This window comes from Flexivirga aerilata, from assembly GCF_013002715.1.
Lineage (GTDB): Bacteria > Actinomycetota > Actinomycetes > Actinomycetales > Dermatophilaceae > Flexivirga > Flexivirga aerilata.
The window spans coordinates 1,615,824-1,634,388 of the sequence record NZ_JABENB010000001.1 but is presented as its reverse complement, the minus strand read 5'-3'; the positions used below and the strand labels follow the sequence as shown (position 1 = coordinate 1,634,388).

Annotated in this window: 19 protein-coding genes; 11 read left to right on the top strand and 8 right to left on the bottom strand. The window is 70.5% G+C overall.

Annotated elements, in window-relative coordinates:
• Positions 1-4: 4 nt before the first annotated feature.
• A complete protein-coding gene (locus HJ588_RS07845) occupies positions 5-322 on the bottom strand; it encodes an MGMT family protein (protein WP_171153718.1) in 318 nt (105 codons plus the stop codon).
• Entirely contained in the window at positions 322-1,497 is a 1,176-nt protein-coding gene (gene moeB, locus HJ588_RS07840; protein ID WP_343036635.1) for a molybdopterin-synthase adenylyltransferase MoeB, read from the bottom strand. The genes HJ588_RS07845 and moeB overlap by 1 nt, the downstream gene beginning before the upstream one ends.
• Before the next feature lie 78 nt (positions 1,498-1,575).
• Between moeB and HJ588_RS07835 the strand changes: the two genes are divergently transcribed.
• Positions 1,576-2,205: a TetR/AcrR family transcriptional regulator gene (locus tag HJ588_RS07835; RefSeq protein ID WP_343036634.1), complete on the top strand. Its 630-nt coding sequence runs from the start codon at positions 1,576-1,578 to the stop codon at positions 2,203-2,205.
• Between the two features lie 78 nt (positions 2,206-2,283).
• On the top strand, positions 2,284-2,505 hold the full coding sequence (locus HJ588_RS07830; RefSeq protein WP_171153714.1) for a DUF3107 family protein: 222 nt from the start codon (positions 2,284-2,286) through the stop codon (positions 2,503-2,505).
• A gap of 275 nt (positions 2,506-2,780) precedes the next feature.
• Here HJ588_RS07830 and HJ588_RS07825 read toward each other — a convergent pair whose 3' ends face one another.
• Entirely contained in the window at positions 2,781-5,360 is a 2,580-nt protein-coding gene (locus HJ588_RS07825; RefSeq protein WP_171153712.1) for an ABC transporter permease, read from the bottom strand.
• Between the two features lie 3 nt (positions 5,361-5,363).
• Positions 5,364-6,197, bottom strand: coding sequence for an ABC transporter ATP-binding protein (locus HJ588_RS07820; RefSeq protein ID WP_171153710.1), 834 nt, complete (start codon positions 6,195-6,197; stop codon positions 5,364-5,366).
• A gap of 423 nt (positions 6,198-6,620) precedes the next feature.
• Between HJ588_RS07820 and HJ588_RS07815 the strand changes: the two genes are divergently transcribed.
• Complete coding sequence (locus HJ588_RS07815; RefSeq protein ID WP_171153707.1) at positions 6,621-6,893, top strand: GlsB/YeaQ/YmgE family stress response membrane protein; 273 nt, start codon at positions 6,621-6,623, stop codon at positions 6,891-6,893.
• A 103-nt stretch (positions 6,894-6,996) separates the two neighbouring features.
• Here the strand turns inward: HJ588_RS07815 and HJ588_RS07810 are convergent, their stop codons facing one another.
• The gene (locus HJ588_RS07810) at positions 6,997-7,722 is read right to left on the bottom strand and encodes a ferritin-like fold-containing protein (RefSeq protein WP_171153705.1); all 726 of its coding nucleotides are present in this window, start codon (positions 7,720-7,722) and stop codon (positions 6,997-6,999) included.
• A 231-nt stretch (positions 7,723-7,953) separates the two neighbouring features.
• Between HJ588_RS07810 and HJ588_RS07805 the strand changes: the two genes are divergently transcribed.
• Complete coding sequence (locus HJ588_RS07805; RefSeq protein WP_171153704.1) at positions 7,954-9,546, top strand: DEAD/DEAH box helicase; 1,593 nt, start codon at positions 7,954-7,956, stop codon at positions 9,544-9,546.
• A gap of 47 nt (positions 9,547-9,593) precedes the next feature.
• Entirely contained in the window at positions 9,594-10,550 is a 957-nt protein-coding gene (locus HJ588_RS19340; RefSeq protein ID WP_343036633.1) for a LuxR C-terminal-related transcriptional regulator, read from the top strand.
• Positions 10,551-10,814: 264 nt separating this feature from the next.
• Here HJ588_RS19340 and HJ588_RS07795 read toward each other — a convergent pair whose 3' ends face one another.
• Both HJ588_RS07795 and HJ588_RS07790 read right to left on the bottom strand, forming a co-directional pair.
• A complete protein-coding gene (locus tag HJ588_RS07795) occupies positions 10,815-11,663 on the bottom strand; it encodes a PHP domain-containing protein (RefSeq protein ID WP_171153701.1) in 849 nt (282 codons plus the stop codon).
• 55 nt (positions 11,664-11,718) lie between these two features.
• A complete protein-coding gene (locus tag HJ588_RS07790; RefSeq protein WP_171153700.1) occupies positions 11,719-12,327 on the bottom strand; it encodes a TRIC cation channel family protein in 609 nt (202 codons plus the stop codon).
• A gap of 75 nt (positions 12,328-12,402) precedes the next feature.
• On the opposite strand from HJ588_RS07790, the gene HJ588_RS07785 reads away from it, so the two are divergent.
• From HJ588_RS07785 to HJ588_RS07775, 3 genes are read left to right on the top strand one after another with little or no spacing between them, the layout of a single operon-like run.
• Entirely contained in the window at positions 12,403-12,894 is a 492-nt protein-coding gene (locus HJ588_RS07785; RefSeq protein WP_171153698.1) for a hypothetical protein, read from the top strand.
• A 32-nt stretch (positions 12,895-12,926) separates the two neighbouring features.
• On the top strand, positions 12,927-13,511 hold the full coding sequence (locus HJ588_RS07780; protein WP_171153696.1) for a hypothetical protein: 585 nt from the start codon (positions 12,927-12,929) through the stop codon (positions 13,509-13,511).
• A 28-nt stretch (positions 13,512-13,539) separates the two neighbouring features.
• Positions 13,540-15,057: an aminopeptidase P family protein gene (locus tag HJ588_RS07775; protein WP_343036632.1), complete on the top strand. Its 1,518-nt coding sequence runs from the start codon at positions 13,540-13,542 to the stop codon at positions 15,055-15,057.
• A gap of 246 nt (positions 15,058-15,303) precedes the next feature.
• Here HJ588_RS07775 and HJ588_RS07770 read toward each other — a convergent pair whose 3' ends face one another.
• Positions 15,304-16,002: a L,D-transpeptidase family protein gene (locus HJ588_RS07770; RefSeq protein WP_171153691.1), complete on the bottom strand. Its 699-nt coding sequence runs from the start codon at positions 16,000-16,002 to the stop codon at positions 15,304-15,306.
• 218 nt (positions 16,003-16,220) lie between these two features.
• Here HJ588_RS07770 and HJ588_RS07765 point away from each other — a divergent pair, with 218 nt between their 5' ends.
• The 3 genes from HJ588_RS07765 to HJ588_RS07755 are packed head-to-tail and all read left to right on the top strand — an operon-like array spanning position 16,221 to position 18,517.
• Complete coding sequence (locus tag HJ588_RS07765; protein WP_171153689.1) at positions 16,221-16,631, top strand: hypothetical protein; 411 nt, start codon at positions 16,221-16,223, stop codon at positions 16,629-16,631.
• 27 nt (positions 16,632-16,658) lie between these two features.
• Positions 16,659-17,963 (top strand): magnesium transporter MgtE N-terminal domain-containing protein, encoded by a 1,305-nt coding sequence (locus HJ588_RS07760; protein ID WP_171153687.1) that lies wholly within the window; start codon positions 16,659-16,661, stop codon positions 17,961-17,963.
• Entirely contained in the window at positions 17,963-18,517 is a 555-nt protein-coding gene (locus tag HJ588_RS07755) for a DUF1003 domain-containing protein (protein WP_171153684.1), read from the top strand. Before HJ588_RS07760 ends, HJ588_RS07755 begins: the two co-directional genes overlap by 1 nt.
• Positions 18,518-18,565: the final 48 nt, after the last annotated feature.

The window sequence follows — 18,565 nt, the reverse complement described above, 5'->3', positions numbered from 1 at the left end:
AGCGCTAGTCCGCGGTCAGCGGAAACCGGGCCCGCCGCAGGTCGACCCGGTCCAGGAACGTGCCGGTGAGCGGCGTGCCCTCCTCGCGGTAACGCGCGAGCGCTTCGTCCTCGTTGCACTGCGGCGGGCGCCCGTCGGCGCGCAGCACCCGCCACCAGGTGACCAGCGAGCCGTACTCCGACATCACGTGCCCGACTTGCCGCGGACCGGCCCCGACGACCTTGCCGATGTCGCCATAGGTCACCACCCGCCCGGCCGGCACCCGGTCGACCACCTCGAGCACCGCATCGGCGAGGTCGGGCAGCTGGTGAACGTGCGCCATCAGTAGCGCGCCAGTGTCGGGTCGACGTCGTCGATCCAGGCCAGGATGCCGCCCGCGAGCGACCGCGCCTGCACACCGGTCGCGTCACGCACCAGCCGCACCGCCTCGGCCGAGCGGGTGCCGCCCTTGCAGTAGAAGACGGTGTCGGCGTCCACGGCGTCGAGCCGGGCCAGGCCGGTGCCGTCCCGCAGCGTCTCGATCGGGACGTGTATGCCGACGGGCAGTCGCGCGATCTCGCGCTCGGCGTCGGTGCGCACGTCCACCACGACCGGCGGGTGGCCGGTCGCGACGAGGCCCGCGAGCGCCCGGGCGCCGATCTCGGGCACGGCCTCGCCGTCCTCCGCCGCGGGCATCTCGCACGACGCCGCGCTCTCGGTGAGGGTGGTGATCGTCGGGTGCGCGCCGCAGACCGCGCACTCCGGGTCGCGCCGGACCGGCACGCTCGACCAGGCCGCGCGCAGGGCGTCGTAGAGCATGAGCCGTCCGGCGAGCGGCTCCCCCATCCGCAGCAGCACCTTGACCGCCTCGGTCGCCTGCATCGCGCCGACGACCCCGGGCAGGGCGCCGAGCACGCCCGCCTCGGCGCACGACGGCACCGCGCCGGCCGGTGGTGGCTGCGGGAAAACGCAGCGGTAGCAGGGGCCCTCGTCATACGACCAGACCGTGACCTGGCCGTCGAAGCGGTGGATCGAACCCCAGACCAGCGGCAGCCCGAGCAGCACGCACGCGTCGCCGACGAGGTAGCGGGTCGCGAAATTGTCGGTGGCGTCGACGACCAGGTCGTGCTCGGCGAAGAGCGGCAGCGCGTTGTCGGCGGTCAGTCGTTCGGGCACGCCGACGATCTCGATGTCCGGGTTGAGGTCGTGCACCGCGCGCACGGCGGACTCGACCTTCGACACGCCGACGTCCTCGGTGCGGTGGATGACCTGGCGCTGCAGGTTGCTGAGGTCGACCGCGTCGTCGTCGATCACGGTCAACCGGCCGACCCCGGCGGCGGCCAGGTAGGACAGCACTGGAGCGGCCAATCCGCCTGCGCCCACGACGATCACGCGGGCCCGGCCGAGGCGGTCCTGCCCCGTCATACCGAGTTCGGGCAGGAGCAGATGCCGGGCGTAGCGATGCGCGTCCGGGCGGTCCGGCGGCGTACCGGCGCGTAACTCTGCGGGGTGGGTCACGCTACTGAAGCGTAGTCCTGGCCATAGGATGCCGGGATGGGTCGCCCTCACGCGGCCCGTGCACGTAAGGAGCCTGAAGTGAGTGTTCCCGACACCGGTGTGCGCGGTGGCCGGTTGCCGCGGTCCGCGCGGCGCGCGCAGTTGTTGGAGGCCGCCCAGTCGGTGTTCGTCGAGTACGGCTATCACGCCGCCGCGATGGACGAGATCGCCGAGCGCGCGCACGTCAGCAAACCCGTGCTCTACCAGCACTTTCCGGGCAAACTCGACCTCTACCTGGCGCTGATCGACCAATACACCACCGAGTTGCCGGCGCTGGTCCGCGAGGCGATCGCCTCCACCACCGACAACAAGCAGCGCGTGGCGGCCGCCGTCGGCGCGTTCTTCTCCTTCGTGGAGCGCGAGGACGCGGCCTTCCGGCTGGTCTTCGAGTCCGACCTGCTGGGTGAGCCGGCGGTCGCGCAGCGGGTGCAGCAGATGGGCGCCGAATGCGCCGACGCCGTCACCAAGGTGATCCAGGAGGACACCGAGCTGCCGTCGGAGCAGAGTCACCTGCTGGGCGTGGCCACCGTCGGTATGTCGCAGATCGTCGCCCGCTACTGGATGCAGGAGAAGACGATCCCCCGCGAGGAGGCCGAGCGTCTGGTCTCGATGCTGGCCTGGCGCGGTCTGGCCGGGTTCCCGTTGCACCCGGAGAGCGGCACGGACTGAGCCGCCCGGGCGTCATACCCGGGGCGCTCGTATCGTGTGCAGCAACTATCGCAAGCCACCATGCAAAGGAGCTCCCCCGTGGAGGTCAGGATCGGCGTTCAGCACGTCGCCCGCGAAGTCGTCATCGAGTCCAACCAGCCGCCGAACGAGGTGCGCACCCTGGTGAGCAAGGCGCTCTCCTCCGGTGAGCCGCTCGAACTCACCGACGAGCGCGGCCACACCGTCATCGTGCCGGCCAACGTGCTCGGCTACATCGACATCGGCAGCGAGCAGCGCGGCCGCGTCGGTTTCGGCGGCTGACGAAGCACGCAGCGCAGGTTGCGGGCGAAGCGACGAAGGAGCGAAGCACGCGGCCGGAGCGGAGTGCGAGGAAGCCGCCAATCAAGCTCGGAGGCTGAGCCTTCTGCTGCGCTCCTCGCGTGCGCCGGCTGGCGCCGCGCTCGCAGGCTCGCCGCGGCGCAGCCGTCCCACGGTCGTCGCCGCAGCGTCCTATCCGGCAGCCTGAGCAATCCCGCAACAGCAAGGCGCCGGCCGGGTCCCCCGAGGATCCGGCCGGCGCCTTCTGCGCGCCCGAGTTACAGGTCGGCGATGGCCTCCAGCGGCTTGGTGCGCGCCGCCCGGATGCCGGGCCACAGGGCCGCCAGCACACCACACACCGCCGCGGCGACGAGGGTGAATGCGATGGTGCCCCAAGGGATTTCAGGCTGTATGCCGGTGAGCCACTCACGGAAGGTGCGCACCAGGCACCAGCCGATCGCGACGCCGATCACCATGCCGAGCAGCGCGCCGAAGATGGAGATCAGCATCGACTCCAGGTAGATCGTGCGGCGCACCTGCTTGCGCAGCATGCCGACCGCCCGCAGCATCCCGATCTCGCGCTTGCGCTCGACCACCGACAGCGCCAGCGTGTTGATGATGCCGAGGATCGCGATGAGCAACGCCAGGCCGAGCATGCCGTAGAGCACGGTCAGCATCTGGTTGATCGTCGCGGCCTGCGAGTTGGCGAACTCCGCGCGGGTCTGCACCTTGACGGTGAGGAAGTCCGCGGTCGCGTCCTCGATGCCGGTCTGCACGGCGCTGCTGTCGGCGCCGTCCTTGAGCTGCACCAGGTCGACGAAGTCGGCCCGCAGCCGCGGCGGCGTCAGCTTCTCGTAGGCGCCACTGCCCAGCTGCCACGGGTCGAGCAGCGCGGCGCTCTTGTAGACGCCGACCACCTTGGCCGGCGCCGAGCCGCCGAACTTGCCCTCGAAGGTGACCGTCTTGCCGAGGGTCCAGCCCTTCTCCCGCGCGGTCTTGTCCGAGACGAGCAGCCCGTCGGCGGGCAGCTTGTCGGTGCCGGACACCAGGTGGAAGTTGGCCGCCGAGCTCAGGTCACCGCGCGGTGAGTTGCCGGTGACGTCCTTGCCGTCGACCTTGGCGTTGACCCCGCGGATCGAGACCACGCTCGAGACCCCGTCGACCTTGGCGATGTCGTCGCTGACCGTCGGTGGCAGCGCGCCGCTGCCACCGGACCCGGTGACGATGATCGGCGCCTTCACGTCGTTGCTGACGGCCTTGTCGATGGTGGCCTTGAACGACGAGCCGAGCGTGCCGATCACCGCGACCAGCATCAGGCCGAGGGTCAGCGCGAACGCGGTCGCGGCCGTGCGCCGGGGGTTGCGGATGGAGTTGGTGCGCGCCAGCTGGCCGAGCTTGCCGAACGGCCGGGCGAGCACCAGGCCGAGTAGCCCGATGACAGGACGCGACAGCGCCGGGGCCGCGAAGACCACCGCGAGGATGAGCAGCACCGCGCCGAGTCCGACCTGGCCGGCCGGGCCCCCGCCCTTGCCCTGGGCACCGATCACGAGCAGCGCGACGCCGAGCACGGCGAGCACAGCACCGATCAGGGTGCGCACCTTGAGCGAGGCCGAGCCGTCGGTCTGGCTCTCGCGCATCGCCTCGACCGGCGCCACCTTGGAGGCGCGCCGGGCCGGCGCCCAGGCGCTCACCATCGTGACGATGATGCCGACCGCCAGGCAGGCGATGATCGGGGTCGGGCCGACCACCAGACCACCGGACGGCAGCCCGGAGCCGGTGCTGGCGAGCAGCTGCTGCAACCCGATGGCGAGCCCGGCGCCGATGACCAGGCCGATGACCGAGCCGATGAGCCCGACGACGAAGGCCTCGAACAGCACCGACCGGGTGATCTGCTTGCGCGCCGCCCCGATCGCGCGCAGCAGCGCGAGCTCACGCACCCGCTGCGCGACGATCATCGAGAAGGTGTTGTAGATGATGAACGTGCCGACGATCAGCCCGATCGCGGCGAAGGCGAGCAGGATGTAGTTGAAGATCTGCAGGAACGAGTTGACCGCGTCCTTGTTCTCCTGCCGCACCTCGTCGCCGGTCTGCACCTTGTACGCCGGGAAGCGCTGCTCGATCCGCTGCTTCAGCTGATCGGCACTCACGCCCTGCGCGGCCCCGAGCTGCACGTTGGCCACGTGCGACCCGTCGCTGAACAACGTCCTCGCCGTCGCGGTGTCGAAGTCCATCTCGGTGTAGCCGGAGGCGTCGCCCGGGATGTCCATCAGGCCGACGACCGTCACCTCGAAGGGTTTGGCGGTGCCGCTGTTGACCACGACCTTGGTGCGGGAGCCGACCGCGAGGCCGGCCTTCTTCGCGGCGCTCTCGTTGAGCACAGCCTCGTTCGGGCCGTTCGGAGCGCGGCCTCCGGGCACGATCTTAGCGCCGTTCGGGTCGAGCCCTTGCTCGGCGGGGACCCAGTTGGCGCCCACGCTCGGCGCGCCGCCGGTCTGGATCGCCTTGCCCTTGGCGTCGGCGATGGTCATGCCGCCGCTGTAGGCGGTGACGACCTTGACGACCCCGAGCTGCGCCTTGTCCTGCTCGATGGTGCGCACCACCGAGTTCGGCACGCCGAGGGTGCCCGATCCGCCGAAGCCGCCGCCCTCGTTGCCGCCCGACTTGGGGCTGATCTGGGTGTCGACCCCGACCGCGACCTGGTCGAAGATCCCGTTGAAGGAGTTGGACATCGTGGAGGTGAAGATCAGCGAGCCGGCGACGAAGGACGTGCCGAGCACCACCGACAGCACGGTCAGGGCGAGACGCAGCTTGTGCGCCGCCAGGTTCCGCAAGGAGACCTTGCGCATGGTGTTGGCCATGGTTCAGCCCGCCTGCTCGGGGCCGGACGGTGCCGCGTCGTGCGGTGCGGGGCCGGCCTGCGCGGCCGGCTCGTCCAGGTGCTTCATGTACTCGAAGATGTCGTCGCCGGAAAGGCCCCGCTGATCGCTCACGATCTGACCGTCGGCGAGGAACACCACCCGGTCGGCGTATGACGCAGCGCGCGGGTCGTGCGTCACGATCACCACAGTCTGGTCGAACTCGTCCACCGACCGGCGCAGGATCGACAGCACCTCTCCGGAGGACCGCGAGTCGAGGTTGCCGGTCGGCTCGTCGCCGAAGATGATCTGCGGCCGGCCCACGAGGGCGCGGGCACAGGCGACGCGCTGCACCTGACCGCCGGACAGCTCGCTCGGCCGGTGACCGAGCCGGTCGCCCAGCCCGAGCCGGTCGACGACCATGTCCATCCACTGCTTGTCGACCTTGCGGCCGGCGATGTCGAGGGGAAGGGTGATGTTCTCGCGCGCGGTGAGGGTCGGCACCAGGTTGAACGCCTGGAAGACGAAGCCGATCCGGTCCCGCCGCAGCTTGGTCATCTGCTTGTCGTTGAGGCCGGTCAGATCGATGTCACCGATCCGCACCTCGCCGCTGGTCGCGGTGTCGAGCCCGGCGAGACAGTGCATGAGGGTCGATTTGCCAGAGCCGGACGGCCCCATGATCGCGGTGAACTCCCCCGCGGTGAAGTCGACCGACACCGAACGCAACGCGTGCACGGTGGTCTCGCCCTTGCCGTAGGTCTTCACCAGCTTCGTGGCGGACGCGGCCGCGTTCGCCTGCGGCGGTACGGCGGTCAACGGCGCACCTGCTGAGTGGGACATGAGGTTCCTTTCCCCGATGGACTTCGCAACACACTTCTACCCGTGGAGCCGGCTGGTCGATACGACTATGGCGGCGACGCCGCGCCGCGGCCATGCGGGTCGACCCTGATCCTGCCCCGGTCGACCCTGGCCGCGCATCCGCCGTTGGTCTGAGTCCGGCCCGACCCCCGTCCGCCTCTCGGCCTACGCCCGCGCCACCGCCGGTATCGGCGTCCCCTGGATTGTCCGGGGCGCCCGGATCGGCCGGAAAATGGCCCGCTCTCCTGTTATGCACACATTGTTCACCCGTAGGGGTGGTTTATCGAACCGATATTCGCCGCGCCCACCGGAAATGTTGCGAAGGTGGCCTCCGAAGGGGCAAAGTCTCATCGATTGGCCGCGCACCCCCGGCGCGGCCTTGGGGAAACGTTAGGAGCAGAACTCATGATCGGCGCAATTATCGGCGCAATCATCGGTGGTCTCATCATCGGTGCGCTTGCTCGCCTCGTGCTGCCCGGCAAGCAGAACATCTCGGTCGTGATGACGATCGTCATCGGCATCGTCGCCTCGCTGCTGGCCAGCCTGGTCGTCGGCCTGATCGGTTACCGCAACGCCAGCGGCTTCGCCTGGATCCCGTTCATCGTCGGCATCATCTTCGCCGCCGTCATCATCGTGATCTACGGCAACATGACCGGCCGCCGGCAGGTCACTCGCTGACCGCAGCGCGTCAGTACGACGAAGCCCACGACCGATCCGGTCGTGGGCTTCGTCGTATCCGCAACTCCCGGACGTCCCGCGTCGGTCAGCTGCCCCGCGCCACTCAGGCGGACAGGCCGAGCGACTCCATCCGCGCGGTGTGCGCGTCGGTGATGCGGGTGAACATGTGCATCCAGCCGCCGAGGTCCAGCCCGTAGCCGGAGCCGTCGTCTACCAAGAGCGCCATCAGATCGTCGTCGTCCGCCGCCACCCGCTGCGCCTGCGAGAGCGCCTCGCCGACCATCCGCCGGCCCCAGAGCGCGAGCCGGCCGGCGACCTTCGCGTCGGCGGCGATCGCCCGCCGCAGCTCACCCGCGGCGAACTCCACCTGGCCACCGTCCTCGAGCACGTCGCGCACCAGCCCGCGGGTCGCCGGATCGACGTAGTCGGCGACCTCGCGGTAGAAGTCGGTCGCGATGGAGTTGCCGACATACACCTTCATCAAGGCCTCGAGCCAGTCCGACGGCGTCGCGCGGCGGTGCCATTCGTCGATGGCGGTGGTGAAGGGCGCCATCGCCTCGTGCGGGTCGACACCCAGCTCGCGCAGCCGGGCGGCGAGGCCCTCGTAGTGCGCGAACTCGACGGTCGCGACCCGGGCGAGCGACTCCTTGTCGGTCGAGCGCGGCGCGAAGGCCGCCTCCTGCGCGATGGTGAAGAAGCCGGTGAGCTCGCCATACGCGAGGACTCCGAGGAGAGCGGCGACGCCGCGACGGTACGCCGGGTCGGCGAGGTCCTCCTCCGTGCGCGCTCTGGGGGTGCGAGGTGCGGGGGCGGAGCCGGCATCGGACATGGCGCAGATGGTAACGGTCCGACCCGGGAGGCGAATGAGGATAGACTGCCCCGCGACACCTCCGTCACGACGGTGCCCGGTCGGCACACGACATGGCTTGATCGCGGTCTTCGCCCCGAAGGTCCGCACGAAGAAATCCGATCGGCTCCGCTTCACCCATGCGCCCCGCGCGTGCCCGGCCACCGGCCGCCGCAGCACTCGGGGCCCGCCGATAGGAATCTTCGAAAGCGAATGTCAGAACAGATCACCGAAACCGCCACCGCCGCCCCTGAGCAGGTCGCCGACCAGGCACCTGAGCAGGCTTCTGAACAGACTCCCGAGCAGGCACCCGAGCAGACGTTCGCCGACTTCGGCGTGCACGACGACATCGTCGCCTCGCTCTCCGACGCCGGCATCAAGCATCCGTTCCCGATCCAGGCGATGACCCTGCCGGTCGCGCTCGCCGGGCACGACATCATCGGCCAGGCAAAGACCGGCACCGGCAAGACCCTCGGCTTCGCGGTGCCGATGCTGCACCGCTCGGTCGGCCCGAACGACCCCGGCTTCGCCGACCTGCCCGCCCCGGGCAAGCCGCAGGCGCTGGCCGTGGCGCCGACCCGTGAGCTCGCCGTGCAGGTCGCCGGCGACCTGTCGACCGCCGCGAAGCGTCGCGGCATCCGGGTGGCGACCATCTACGGCGGCCGCGCGTTCGAGCCGCAGATCGAGCAGCTGAAGAAGGGCGTCGAGATCGTCGTCGGCACCCCCGGGCGCCTGCTCGACCTGGCCGCGCAGGGCCACCTCGACCTGTCCTACGTGAAGTCGGTCGTCCTCGACGAGGCCGACGAGATGCTCGACCTCGGCTTCCTGCCCGACGTCGAGAAGCTGCTCGCCCAGACGCCCGCGTCGCGGCAGACCATGCTCTTCTCGGCCACCATGCCGGGCGCCGTCGTCACGCTCGCCCGCCGCTACATGACCCAGCCGACGCACATCCGGGCGATGAACGAGGAGGGCGACGACGGCCACACCGTCAAGGCCATCGAGCAGTTCGTCTACCGGGCGCACGCGCTCGACAAGGTCGAGATGCTCTCCCGCATCCTGCAGTCTCGCGACCGCGGCCTGACAATCATCTTCACCCGCACCAAGCGCACCGCCGCCAAGGTCAGCGACGAGCTGACCAGCCGCGGGTTCGCCGCGGCCGCGATCCACGGCGACCTCGGCCAGGGCGCGCGCGAGCAGGCGCTGCGGGCGTTCCGCACCGGCAAGGTCGACACCCTCGTGGCGACCGACGTCGCCGCCCGCGGCATCGACGTGGAGAACGTCACGCACGTCATCAACTACCAGTGCCCCGAGGACGAGAAGACCTACGTCCACCGCATCGGGCGCACCGGCCGCGCCGGCAACACCGGCGTCGCGGTCACCTTCGTCGACTGGGACGACCTGTCCCGCTGGGGCCTGATCAACAAGGCGCTCGACCTCGGCATCCCCGAGCCGCCGGAGACCTACTCCGCGTCCGAGCACCTCTATGCCGACCTCGACATCCCGTCGTCGGCCACCGGCACGCTGCCCCGCTCCGAGCGCACCCGCGCCGGGCTGACCGCGGAGTCGCTCGAAGATCTCGGCGAGACCGGCAAGCGGGCCCCCAAGGGCGGCGGCGGTCGCGGGCGCTCCGGCGCGTCCGGCTCGCGCGGTGGTGGCCGGTCCGGCGGCGGCCGGCGCGGCGGGGACAACTCTGCCGGCGAGGGCTCCCGTCATACCCCGTCCGAGGGCCGCGCCACCCGCGCGCCGCGCCGTCGCCGCCGCACCCGCGGCGGCTCCAGCGGCACGCCGCGCGCCGAGCAGGGCTGACGCCGGGCGCCATGGAAGCGGTCCAACCCGGGTTCGACGCCGAATTCGTGGAACGACTCCGTGGAGCCGACATCCGACTGCGCACGGCCGAGCGGGGCCGGCACGCGACGCGTTACGCGATCTGCCGGACCACGATCTCCGCTCTCACCCGGGTGGACAGCTTCTACATCGGCTTCTACCGGGACGAGGACACCCTCTTCATCCCGTACATCTACGACCACGACGAGTTCATCAGCCCCGACATCGGCGTGTTCAGCAAGCAGGGCGTGTCCTATTGGGTCCGGGCCAGCAAACGGCCCTACCGCTACCAGGACGACAACGGCGCCCGGCTCGCCAACGCGATCCCGTTCGGCGACGAGACCGAGGTGTCGCACGATGCCGTGGTGGTGCCGCTGTTCGACACCGGCAGTGGTGACGTCGCCGGGCTGATGAGCATCCAGAGCCTCGAGCCCGACGTGTATGACGACCAGGTCGTGCGCGCGCTGGACTGGCTCGCGAGGGCGCTGATGCACTCGTTCGCCCGAGACGCCGCGGAGCGCGACCAGCTCGACCTCTACAGCATCTACCCGGAGCTGAACAGCGCCGACCTGCGCAATGAGCTCGACCTGATCGGCGAGGTGAACGTGCGGCTGGACCGGCTGCACAACGCGATCCGGGCGCTCGCCGACAAGGCCACCTCACAGAGCCCGGCGATGGTGGAGGACACCGGCCGGTTGCAGTTGCTCTGCGAGGAGCTGCAGATCGAGATCGGTGACCTGGTCGGCCGGCTCCAGCGCAAGGCACCGGACGGGCCGGACCCGAAGGCGGGGCTGACCAGCCGCGAGGCGGAGATCGCCGAGCTCATCGCCCGCGAGGGGCTGAGCAATGCCGAGCTCGCCGACCGGCTGCACATCTCCCAGAAGACGGTCAAGACGCACGTCGGCAACGTGCTGCGCAAGCTCGGCGTGGCGCAGCGCTCGGCGATCGCGTGGACCCTCGGGATGGCCGACCAGCAGGACGATTAATCCGAACAATTAATCCGAAGGCGGACCGACGGGACTAGGACTTGGTCTTAGGACCGGTCCGGGAAACCTCGGCCCGAGTCCGATGGCCTCCTGGTCAGCCGACCGGCACCATGGGATTAACGTTCGTAACGACCCCTCACGGGGTCAAGGGGGTGCGAGCGGGCCAAGGGGTAACCGGCCGCCGGCACCTCCAGGGGTGTGCCGGCGGCCATCCTCGTTTCCAGGGTCTTTTCCGGACTCTTCCGGACTCTTTCCGGCCGATGCCTAGGGCCGGATCACCTGCGTGCCCGAGGTCGCCTCGGCGACGATCGCCTCGAAGACCTCCGGCGACGTGGTGTTCTCGCCGAGCTCGTTCTGCTTGCCGGTGCCGTGGTAGTCGCTCGACCCGGTGACGAGCAGTCCCAGCCGCTCGGCGAGGCCAAGTCCGGCGCCGACCTCGGCGTCGGAGTGGTCCCGGTGGTGCACCTCCAGCCCGGCGAGGCCGGCGTCCGCCATACGCTCGATGACCGAGTCGTCGACGACCCGCCCGCGAGCGCCCGCGAACGGGTGCGCCATCACCGGCACCCCGCCCGCCGCCCGGACGAGCCGGGTCGCGAACGCCGGGTCGGGCGCGTAGTGCGAGACGTGATACTTCGACCCGCTCGCCAGGTAGGACGCGAACGCCTCGTCACGGGAGGCCACCACGCCGCGGCCGACGAGCGCGTCGGCGATGTGCGGCCGGCCGATCGTCGTCTCGGCGCCGAACTGCTCCTGCACGTCGGCCCAGGTGAGCCCGGTGTCCGGAGCCAGTCGCTCGACCATCCGCTGCGCGCGGGTACGACGGGACGCGCGGGCGTGCTCGAGTTCGCCGAGCAGTGCGGCGTCGAGCGGGTCGACCAGGTAGCCGAGCAGGTGCACGCTGATGCCGTCGACGGCGCAGGAGATCTCGATGCCCGGCACCAGTGCGACCCCGACCTCGCGCACCGCGCGCGCCGCCTCGCCCCAGCCGCGGGTGGTGTCGTGGTCGGTGAGCGCAACGACGTCCAGGCCGGCGTCGGCCGCGGACCGCATCAGCTGCGCCGGGGCCTCGGTCCCGTCGCTCTGGGTGGAATGGGTATGCAGGTCGATGCGCACGCGGCGAATCTAGCCCAGGCCCGGAGGTGTGCTGACGGTCGGGCGGACGCCGGGTTCAACGGTCGGGCGCCAGCGGCAACCGCCAGTCCAGTCTCAGCGCAATCAACCGGAAGCCCGAGGCAAGAACAGTCCCGAAGATGAGCGACTGTCCGTCGCTGATGCCGGTGTGCTCCATCAGCACCAGGACGGTGGCGCCGGCCATCGCCGGCACGGCATAGAGGTCCCGTTGCTGGACCAGCAGCGGGACCTCGTTGACCAGCACGTCGCGCAGCACACCGCCGCCGACCGCGGTGGTGATGCCGATCAGCACGGCGGCGAACCCGCTCGCGTGGTGCTGCAGCGCGGTCAGCGCGCCGGTGGAGGCGAACAGCCCCATGCCGAGCGCGTCGAGGATCAGCACGCTGCGGCGCAGTGCCGAGAACTGCGGGTGGAACTCGAAGACGACGAGTGCTGCGCCGCTCGCGGTCGCGATGAGGCGCCAGTCCTCGATGGCCGTCGGCGGGTGTATGCCGAGGAAGACGTCGCGCACCACGCCGCCGCCGACGCCGGTGAGCACCGCGACGACCCAGATGCCGAAGAGGTCCAGCCGCCGGCGCACGCCGAGCAGCGCACCGGACGCCGCGAAGACCGCGATGCCGGCGAAGTTGAGGACCGAGAGCAGCACCCGCGAAACCCTATCGACCGCGCGGTGTCGGTGCCGTTCGCCGCCCGCGCGCCGGGTTGCTGACAGGCTGTGCACATGACGCGCAAGTCTCCGCCGCGGCCGGTGGTCAACGCCCTGCGGCTGATGTATGCCGCGGCCGCCCTCGCGGTGGTCGGCATCGCGGTGACCGCGGGGTCCCGGGGTGCGATCCGGGACAGCCTGCGCGAGTCCAACGCGTCGCGCCCGGCCGGGGACCGGCTCGACGCGGCGGAGGTGCGGCGGGCCGCCGACCTGGCCGGCAACGGCTTCCTCACGATGGCGATCGTGGCCGCGGTGTTGTGGCTGGTGATGGCTCTACTGCTGCGGTCCGGGCGACCGTGGACCCGCATCGTGGCGACCGTGCTGGCGGTGCTCAACGTGCTGCTCGCGATCGGCATGGTCACCCGTGGTGTCGCCGCCATGGCGGCGGTGCAGTCGCTCACCGCGGTGGTCGGTCTGCTCGTGGTCGCGTTGCTCTGGCAGCGCCGCAGCACCCGCTTCTTCGACGGCCCCGTGTCGCACGGCGGAGGCGCGCCACCGCCCTCGTAAGGTGAGTGCCCGTGATGCACCGACGCCGTCCCGTGACCCTGGTCCTCCTGCTCGCGGGCGTGACGGGCCTGACGGGATGCTCCGGTGGTTCGGGGTCGGCCGCGACATCGAGCAGCACCCCGCCGGTGGCGACCACGATCAGTTCGTCGCCCGGCCCGTCGCCGGTGACGTCGGCGGCCACCGGCAGCACGGCGAGCAGCGACAAGTCGTTCTCGGTGGTGCTGCCGACCGGCTGGAAGTCGGCCAAGCGCCCGCCGGCCGTGCTCGCGATCCAGGCACCGAGCGCGCAGGACCAGGTCACCACCAACGTGAGCGTGACCGTGCAGTCCCCCAAGACGCTGCCCGATCTCGGTGACGTGATCAGCCAGGCCGCGATCAGCTGGCGCCAGCAGGGCATCACGATCAAGCAGCTCGCCGATCGGACGGTCGGCGGATTGCCTTCTCGCGGTTACTCATTCGACCGCACCGCACAGGGCGCGAAGGTGACGCAGACCCAATATGTCGTCATCTTCGGCGGGAAGATCTACACCATCACCCTGACCGCGGCACAGTCCGCCGCGGCCCAGGGGACGCAGGCGCTCGACGGGATCCTCGGCACCTGGGCCTGGAAGCAGTGATCTGTGCCACACGTGCGACGATGAAGTGGTGAGTGAGAAGCAAGCCAAGTCGCAGGTTCGAGGTCAACAGTTGCCGGACGTCTTCCGGGAGTACATGCGCACCGGGTGGGCGCCGCGCGAGGCGCAGAGCCCGGAGCGGGCGCAGGTGGCCGACCACGCGGCGCGGCGGCGTGACGAGGTGTCGCGGCAGTTCCCGGGCGAACGCCTCGTCATACCTGCCGGTGGGCTGAAGGTGCGCAGCAACGACACCGACTACGTCTTCCGGCCGCACTCGGCCTTCGCGCACTTGACCGGTTTCGGCAGCGACCGCGAGCCGGACGCCGTGCTCGTGCTCGAACCCCGTGACGGTGGCGGTCACGACGCGGTCGTCTACTTCCGGCCGCTCGCCGGGCGCGACTCCGACAACTTCTTCGCCGACGGCCGCTACGGGGAGTTCTGGGTCGGCCCGCGGGCGACGCTCGGGGACGTCGAGGCGGAGTTCGGCATCAGCGCCCGACATCTCGACGAGTTCGCCGACGCGGTCGCCAAGGACGCCGGTGAGATCGGGGTGCGGGTGGTCCGCGACGCCGACGCCGAGGTGACCGCCACGGTCGACCAGGTCCGGGCGACCGAGGGCGAGGCGCAGGACGCGACCGAGACCCGCACGGAGGCCGACGAGGAGCTGGCGCGTTTCCTGTCGACCCTGCGCATGGTCAAGGACGAGTACGAGATCGAGCAGCTGCGCCAGGCCGTCGCGGCGACCGGCCACGGTTTCGAGGCCGTCATCTCCGAGCTGGCCGAGGCGGTACGCCGCGGGCGCGGCGAGCGCTGGGCGGAGGGCGTCTTCGGCCTCTACGCCCGCCACGAGGGCAACGGCGTCGGCTACGACTCGATCTGCGCGTCCGGCGACCACGCCAACACGCTGCACTGGACCCGCAACACCGGCGACCTGCGCGAGGAGGACCTGTTGCTGATCGATGCCGGCGTCGAGCTGGACTCCCTCTACACCGCCGACATCACCCGCACCCTGCCGGTGAGCGGGAAGTTCAGCGAGGCTCAGCGCAGGGTGTACGACGCGGTGTACGCCGCGCAGCAGGCCGGCATCGAGGCGGTCAAGCCCGGCAACAAGTTCTCCGACGTGCACGCGGCCGCGATGAAGGTCATCGCCGAGCACATCGCCGAGTGGGACATGCTGCCCGACGGTGTCGACCTGGAGCTCACCCTCGACGCGGAGAAGGGGCAGTTCCACCGCCGCTGGATGGTGCACGGCACCAGCCACCACCTCGGCATCGACGTGCACGACTGCGCGCTCGCCCTGCGCGAGGACTACATGGACGCGGACCTGGAGCCCGGCATGGTGCTGACGGTCGAGCCCGGTCTCTACTTCAAGGCCGACGACGAGCTGGTGCCGCAGGAGTTGCGCGGCATCGGCGTGCGCATCGAGGACGACGTGCTGGTCACCGAGGACGGCCACGACGTGCTGTCCGGTCACCTGCCGCGGACCGCGGACGACGTCGAGGCATGGATCGAGCGGGTACAGGCGCGGGTACAGGCGGCCAAGGGCTGACCACCGGAAGCACCGCCCCGGGACGGCTTCAGGACCCGCCACGGGACGAACGAAACGGCCGGTCCGGCGCTCCCCCAAGGCGCCGGCCCGGCCGTTCCTTACCCCTGATACCACCCGCGGCCCCGAACCTTTGGGTGACGTGGGCGCCCCGAGCGCCCACATGAACAAGACGCGCCGGGTGGCCGATCGGTTGCATCGATCGGCCGCCCAATTGCGTGCTGGTTCTTCCAGGCTCCTGCCCGGCGACTAGAACACCGCGACCGACCGGCCGATGGTGAGGTAGCCGCCCGCGATCAGCATGTCCTGCGCCGAGGTGGACAGCCGGCAGCACCCGTGCGAGGCGTTGTACGGCGGAATGCTGGTCGCGCCGTGAATGGCGATCGCGCCGTTGAAGAAGTGCGGCCGGTAGAGCGATCCGAGCGCGTCGTTGGACCAGCCGTTCACCTTGCGGAAGACCGAGAAGGATCCGCTCGGCGTCTGCCCGTTGTACCAGCGGCCCCACGAATAGAACGGCTGGTTGGATCCGGTGCTGGTGTTGAGGGTGTAGCGCACGGAGTTGCCCCACACCACGAGCAGCAGTTGCCGCGCCTTGTCGATCTCGATCCGGTAGCCGGGTCCGTAGCGGGCCGGCCGGCGCTGATTGGAGCCGACCACGCCCCAGGTGTTCGGGCCGACGACGGCGTCGCGGTAGAGCCCCCACGCCTTCTGCAGCGCATAGACCGCCTGCTGGGTCTGCGCGCCGAAGACGCCGTCCGCGCCGCCGCACCAGTAGCCCACGTAGTTGAGGCGCTGCTGCAAATAGGTGACGTTGCTGCCGGTGCTGCCGAGCTGGATGGTTGGCCGGCCGGCCGCTTCGGCATGACCTGCGGTGGCAAGGCCCAACGCGCCGAGCGCGCCCGCGCCGGCGACTCCGGCGACCACTTGGCGTCGTCCGATGTGCGACATGATGTTTCCCCCTTGTGATGAATGCGCCGCCAAAGCCCCTCCCCTGGCGACATCGGCACCCCGGACGGTCGGCCGATCTACTGCAATAGACGCGCGACACCGCCCGCAGGTTCTCTTCAATCTAGTCCAGTTCTTCCGCACCTGCCGACGCGGGCCGGACAATGCACAGACAATCGTCCAGCGCGGCACTTTCCGGGCCCGCCGATAGGGTCGGCACCATGTCGGATCTGAGCGAAGCCACTGCCAAGGCACTGGCCAAGTCCAAGGTCGCCTGGCTGGTCCTGCCCGACGAGCAGACGGTGCCGGTCTGGTATGCCGCGGCGACCGACGCCGCCCTGATCGTCGGCGGCCCCGGCGAGCAATCGGTGCCGGAGCTTCCGCCGGCGATCCGGGTGATCCTGCGCGACAAGGACACCCGGGCGGCGGTCGGCCCGGTCGACGCCTGGCCGGTCCGGCTGCAGCCCGGGACCGAGCCGTGGGAGGACGCCGCGACCGCGTTGCTGGCGGCGCGCCAGAACAACCCGCCGGGCGGCCTGCGCGAGCACTGGGCGGCCGAGTGCACCCTGTGGTCGATCGACCTGACCGGACCACACGAGACGGACGACGAGGCGCAGACCGTGTCTAGCTAATGGACGAGCTGATGGACTAGCTAATCTTTGCTGGTGAGCAGCCGAGTCTTCGTCGCCAGAATCGCCGGACTCACCGTGCTGGACCCGCTCGGCGACCGGGTCGGCCGGGTCCGGGACGTCGTCGTCACCTTCGCCGGCAGTCAGCCGCGGGCGATCGGCCTGGTCACCGAGGTGCCGGGCAAGCGCCGGGTCTTCGTGCCGATGACCCGGGTGACCAGCATCGACGCCGGTGCCGTGATCACCACCGGTCTGGTCAACATGCGCCGATTCGAGCAACGCGCCTCCGAAACTCTCGTGCTGGCAGAGCTTTTCGACCGTCAGGTCGAGGTGCGCACCGACGGCGAGCAATTCACCGGGGTCGTCGAGGACGTGGCGATCGAGCAGAACGCCCGCCGCGACTGGGTGCTGGTGAAGGTGTTCGTCCGGGAGACGGGCGGCTCGGCGTCGGCGATGTCCCGGCTCACCCGACGCCGCACCGGCCGCACCATGCTGGTCGACGCCCGCGACGTCACCGGGCTGCACCTGCAGGCGGCCGCGCAGAGCGCCGAGCGTCTCCTCGAGACCTACGACGACCTGCGCGTCGCCGACCTGGCCGAGGTGATCCATGACCTCAACCCCAAGCGGCGCGCCGAGGTGGCCGCCGCGCTCGACGACAACAAGCTCGCCGACGTCCTCGAGGAGCTGCCCGGCGACGACCAGGTGGAGATCCTCGCCGGGCTCGACACCGAGCGTGCGGCCGACGTGCTGGAGGCGATGGAGCCCGACGACGCGGCCGACCTGCTGTCGGACCTGCCGTCCGACCAGGCCGAGCAGCTCCTGCAGCTGATGGAGCCCGACGAGGCGGCTCCGTTGCGCCGGCTGCTCACCTACGACGAGAACACCGCCGGTGGTCTGATGACCACCGAGCCGGTCGTGCTCGGCCCGGAGGCGACAATCGCCGAGGCGCTCGCCGTCGTACGCCGGGAGGAGCTCGCCCCGGCACTGGCCTCGGCGGTGTTCGTCTGCCGTCCCCCGCTGGAGACCCCGACCGGCCGGTTCATCGGCGTCGTACACACCCAGCGACTGCTGCGCGAACCGCCGCACACCCCGGTGGGGCAGATCGTCGACAAGACCATCGAGCCGGTGGCCGACTCCGCGCCGCTCGGCGAGGTGACGCGGCTGCTCGCGACCTACAACCTGGTCAGCCTGCCCGTGGTCGACGAGCCGGGCCGGCTGCTCGGCGCGGTGACGGTCGACGACGTGCTGGACCACATCCTTCCCGAGGACTGGCGCGAGGCGCGTCACGACGTGCGCGCCGGTGACGCCGCCCGGACGACCGGAAAGGCGGTCTGATGGCCGAGGAGCAGGCCGGCCGCCGCGGCCGCGAGACCCGCCTGGACCAGCCGCGCGAGGCGGTGCGCCGTCTGCTGCCACGACCGCGCGTCGACCAGGAGTCGTTCGGGGTGTGGAGCGAGGCGTTCGCCCGGTGGATGGGCACGGCGCAGTTCCTCGTGTTGATGACGCTGTTCGTGAGCATCTGGCTGGCCTGGAACACGTTCATGCCGCCGAGCGCGCAGTTCGACCCGCGAGCGCAGAACTACACGCTGCTGACGCTGATCCTCAGCCTGCAGGCGTCGTATGCCGCTCCGCTCATCCTGCTCGCGCAGAACCGCCAGGACGACCGCGACCGGGTCGCGATCGAATCCGACCGGGCGCGCGACGAACGCAACCTGGCCGACACCGAGTTCCTCACCCGGGAGGTGGCCTCGCTGCGCCTCGCGATGCGGGACACCGCGACCCGCGACTTCGTGCGCTCGGAGCTGCGCTCCCTGCTCGACGAGATGGAGGACCGCGGTTACCTGCGGGCGCACCGGCCGGAGGACGAGTCGGCCGGGGCGAGTGGCTGAGCCGCGGACCGGCCGACGCGGTCGCTGATGCCGCGACCTACCATGGAA

Coding starts and splice junctions, on each gene's coding strand:
- HJ588_RS07825 (WP_171153712.1), bottom strand. CDS start 5,360: ATGGCCAACACCATGCGCAAGGTCTCCTTGCGGAACCTGGCGGCGCAC.
- HJ588_RS07755 (WP_171153684.1), top strand. CDS start 17,963: ATGGCCGAGGAGCAGGCCGGCCGCCGCGGCCGCGAGACCCGCCTGGAC.
- HJ588_RS07820 (WP_171153710.1), bottom strand. CDS start 6,197: ATGTCCCACTCAGCAGGTGCGCCGTTGACCGCCGTACCGCCGCAGGCG.
- HJ588_RS07805 (WP_171153704.1), top strand. CDS start 7,954: ATGTCAGAACAGATCACCGAAACCGCCACCGCCGCCCCTGAGCAGGTC.
- HJ588_RS07770 (WP_171153691.1), bottom strand. CDS start 16,002: ATGTCGCACATCGGACGACGCCAAGTGGTCGCCGGAGTCGCCGGCGCG.
- HJ588_RS07785 (WP_171153698.1), top strand. CDS start 12,403: ATGACGCGCAAGTCTCCGCCGCGGCCGGTGGTCAACGCCCTGCGGCTG.
- HJ588_RS07815 (WP_171153707.1), top strand. CDS start 6,621: ATGATCGGCGCAATTATCGGCGCAATCATCGGTGGTCTCATCATCGGT.
- HJ588_RS07845 (WP_171153718.1), bottom strand. CDS start 322: ATGGCGCACGTTCACCAGCTGCCCGACCTCGCCGATGCGGTGCTCGAG.
- HJ588_RS07810 (WP_171153705.1), bottom strand. CDS start 7,722: ATGTCCGATGCCGGCTCCGCCCCCGCACCTCGCACCCCCAGAGCGCGC.
- HJ588_RS07765 (WP_171153689.1), top strand. CDS start 16,221: ATGTCGGATCTGAGCGAAGCCACTGCCAAGGCACTGGCCAAGTCCAAG.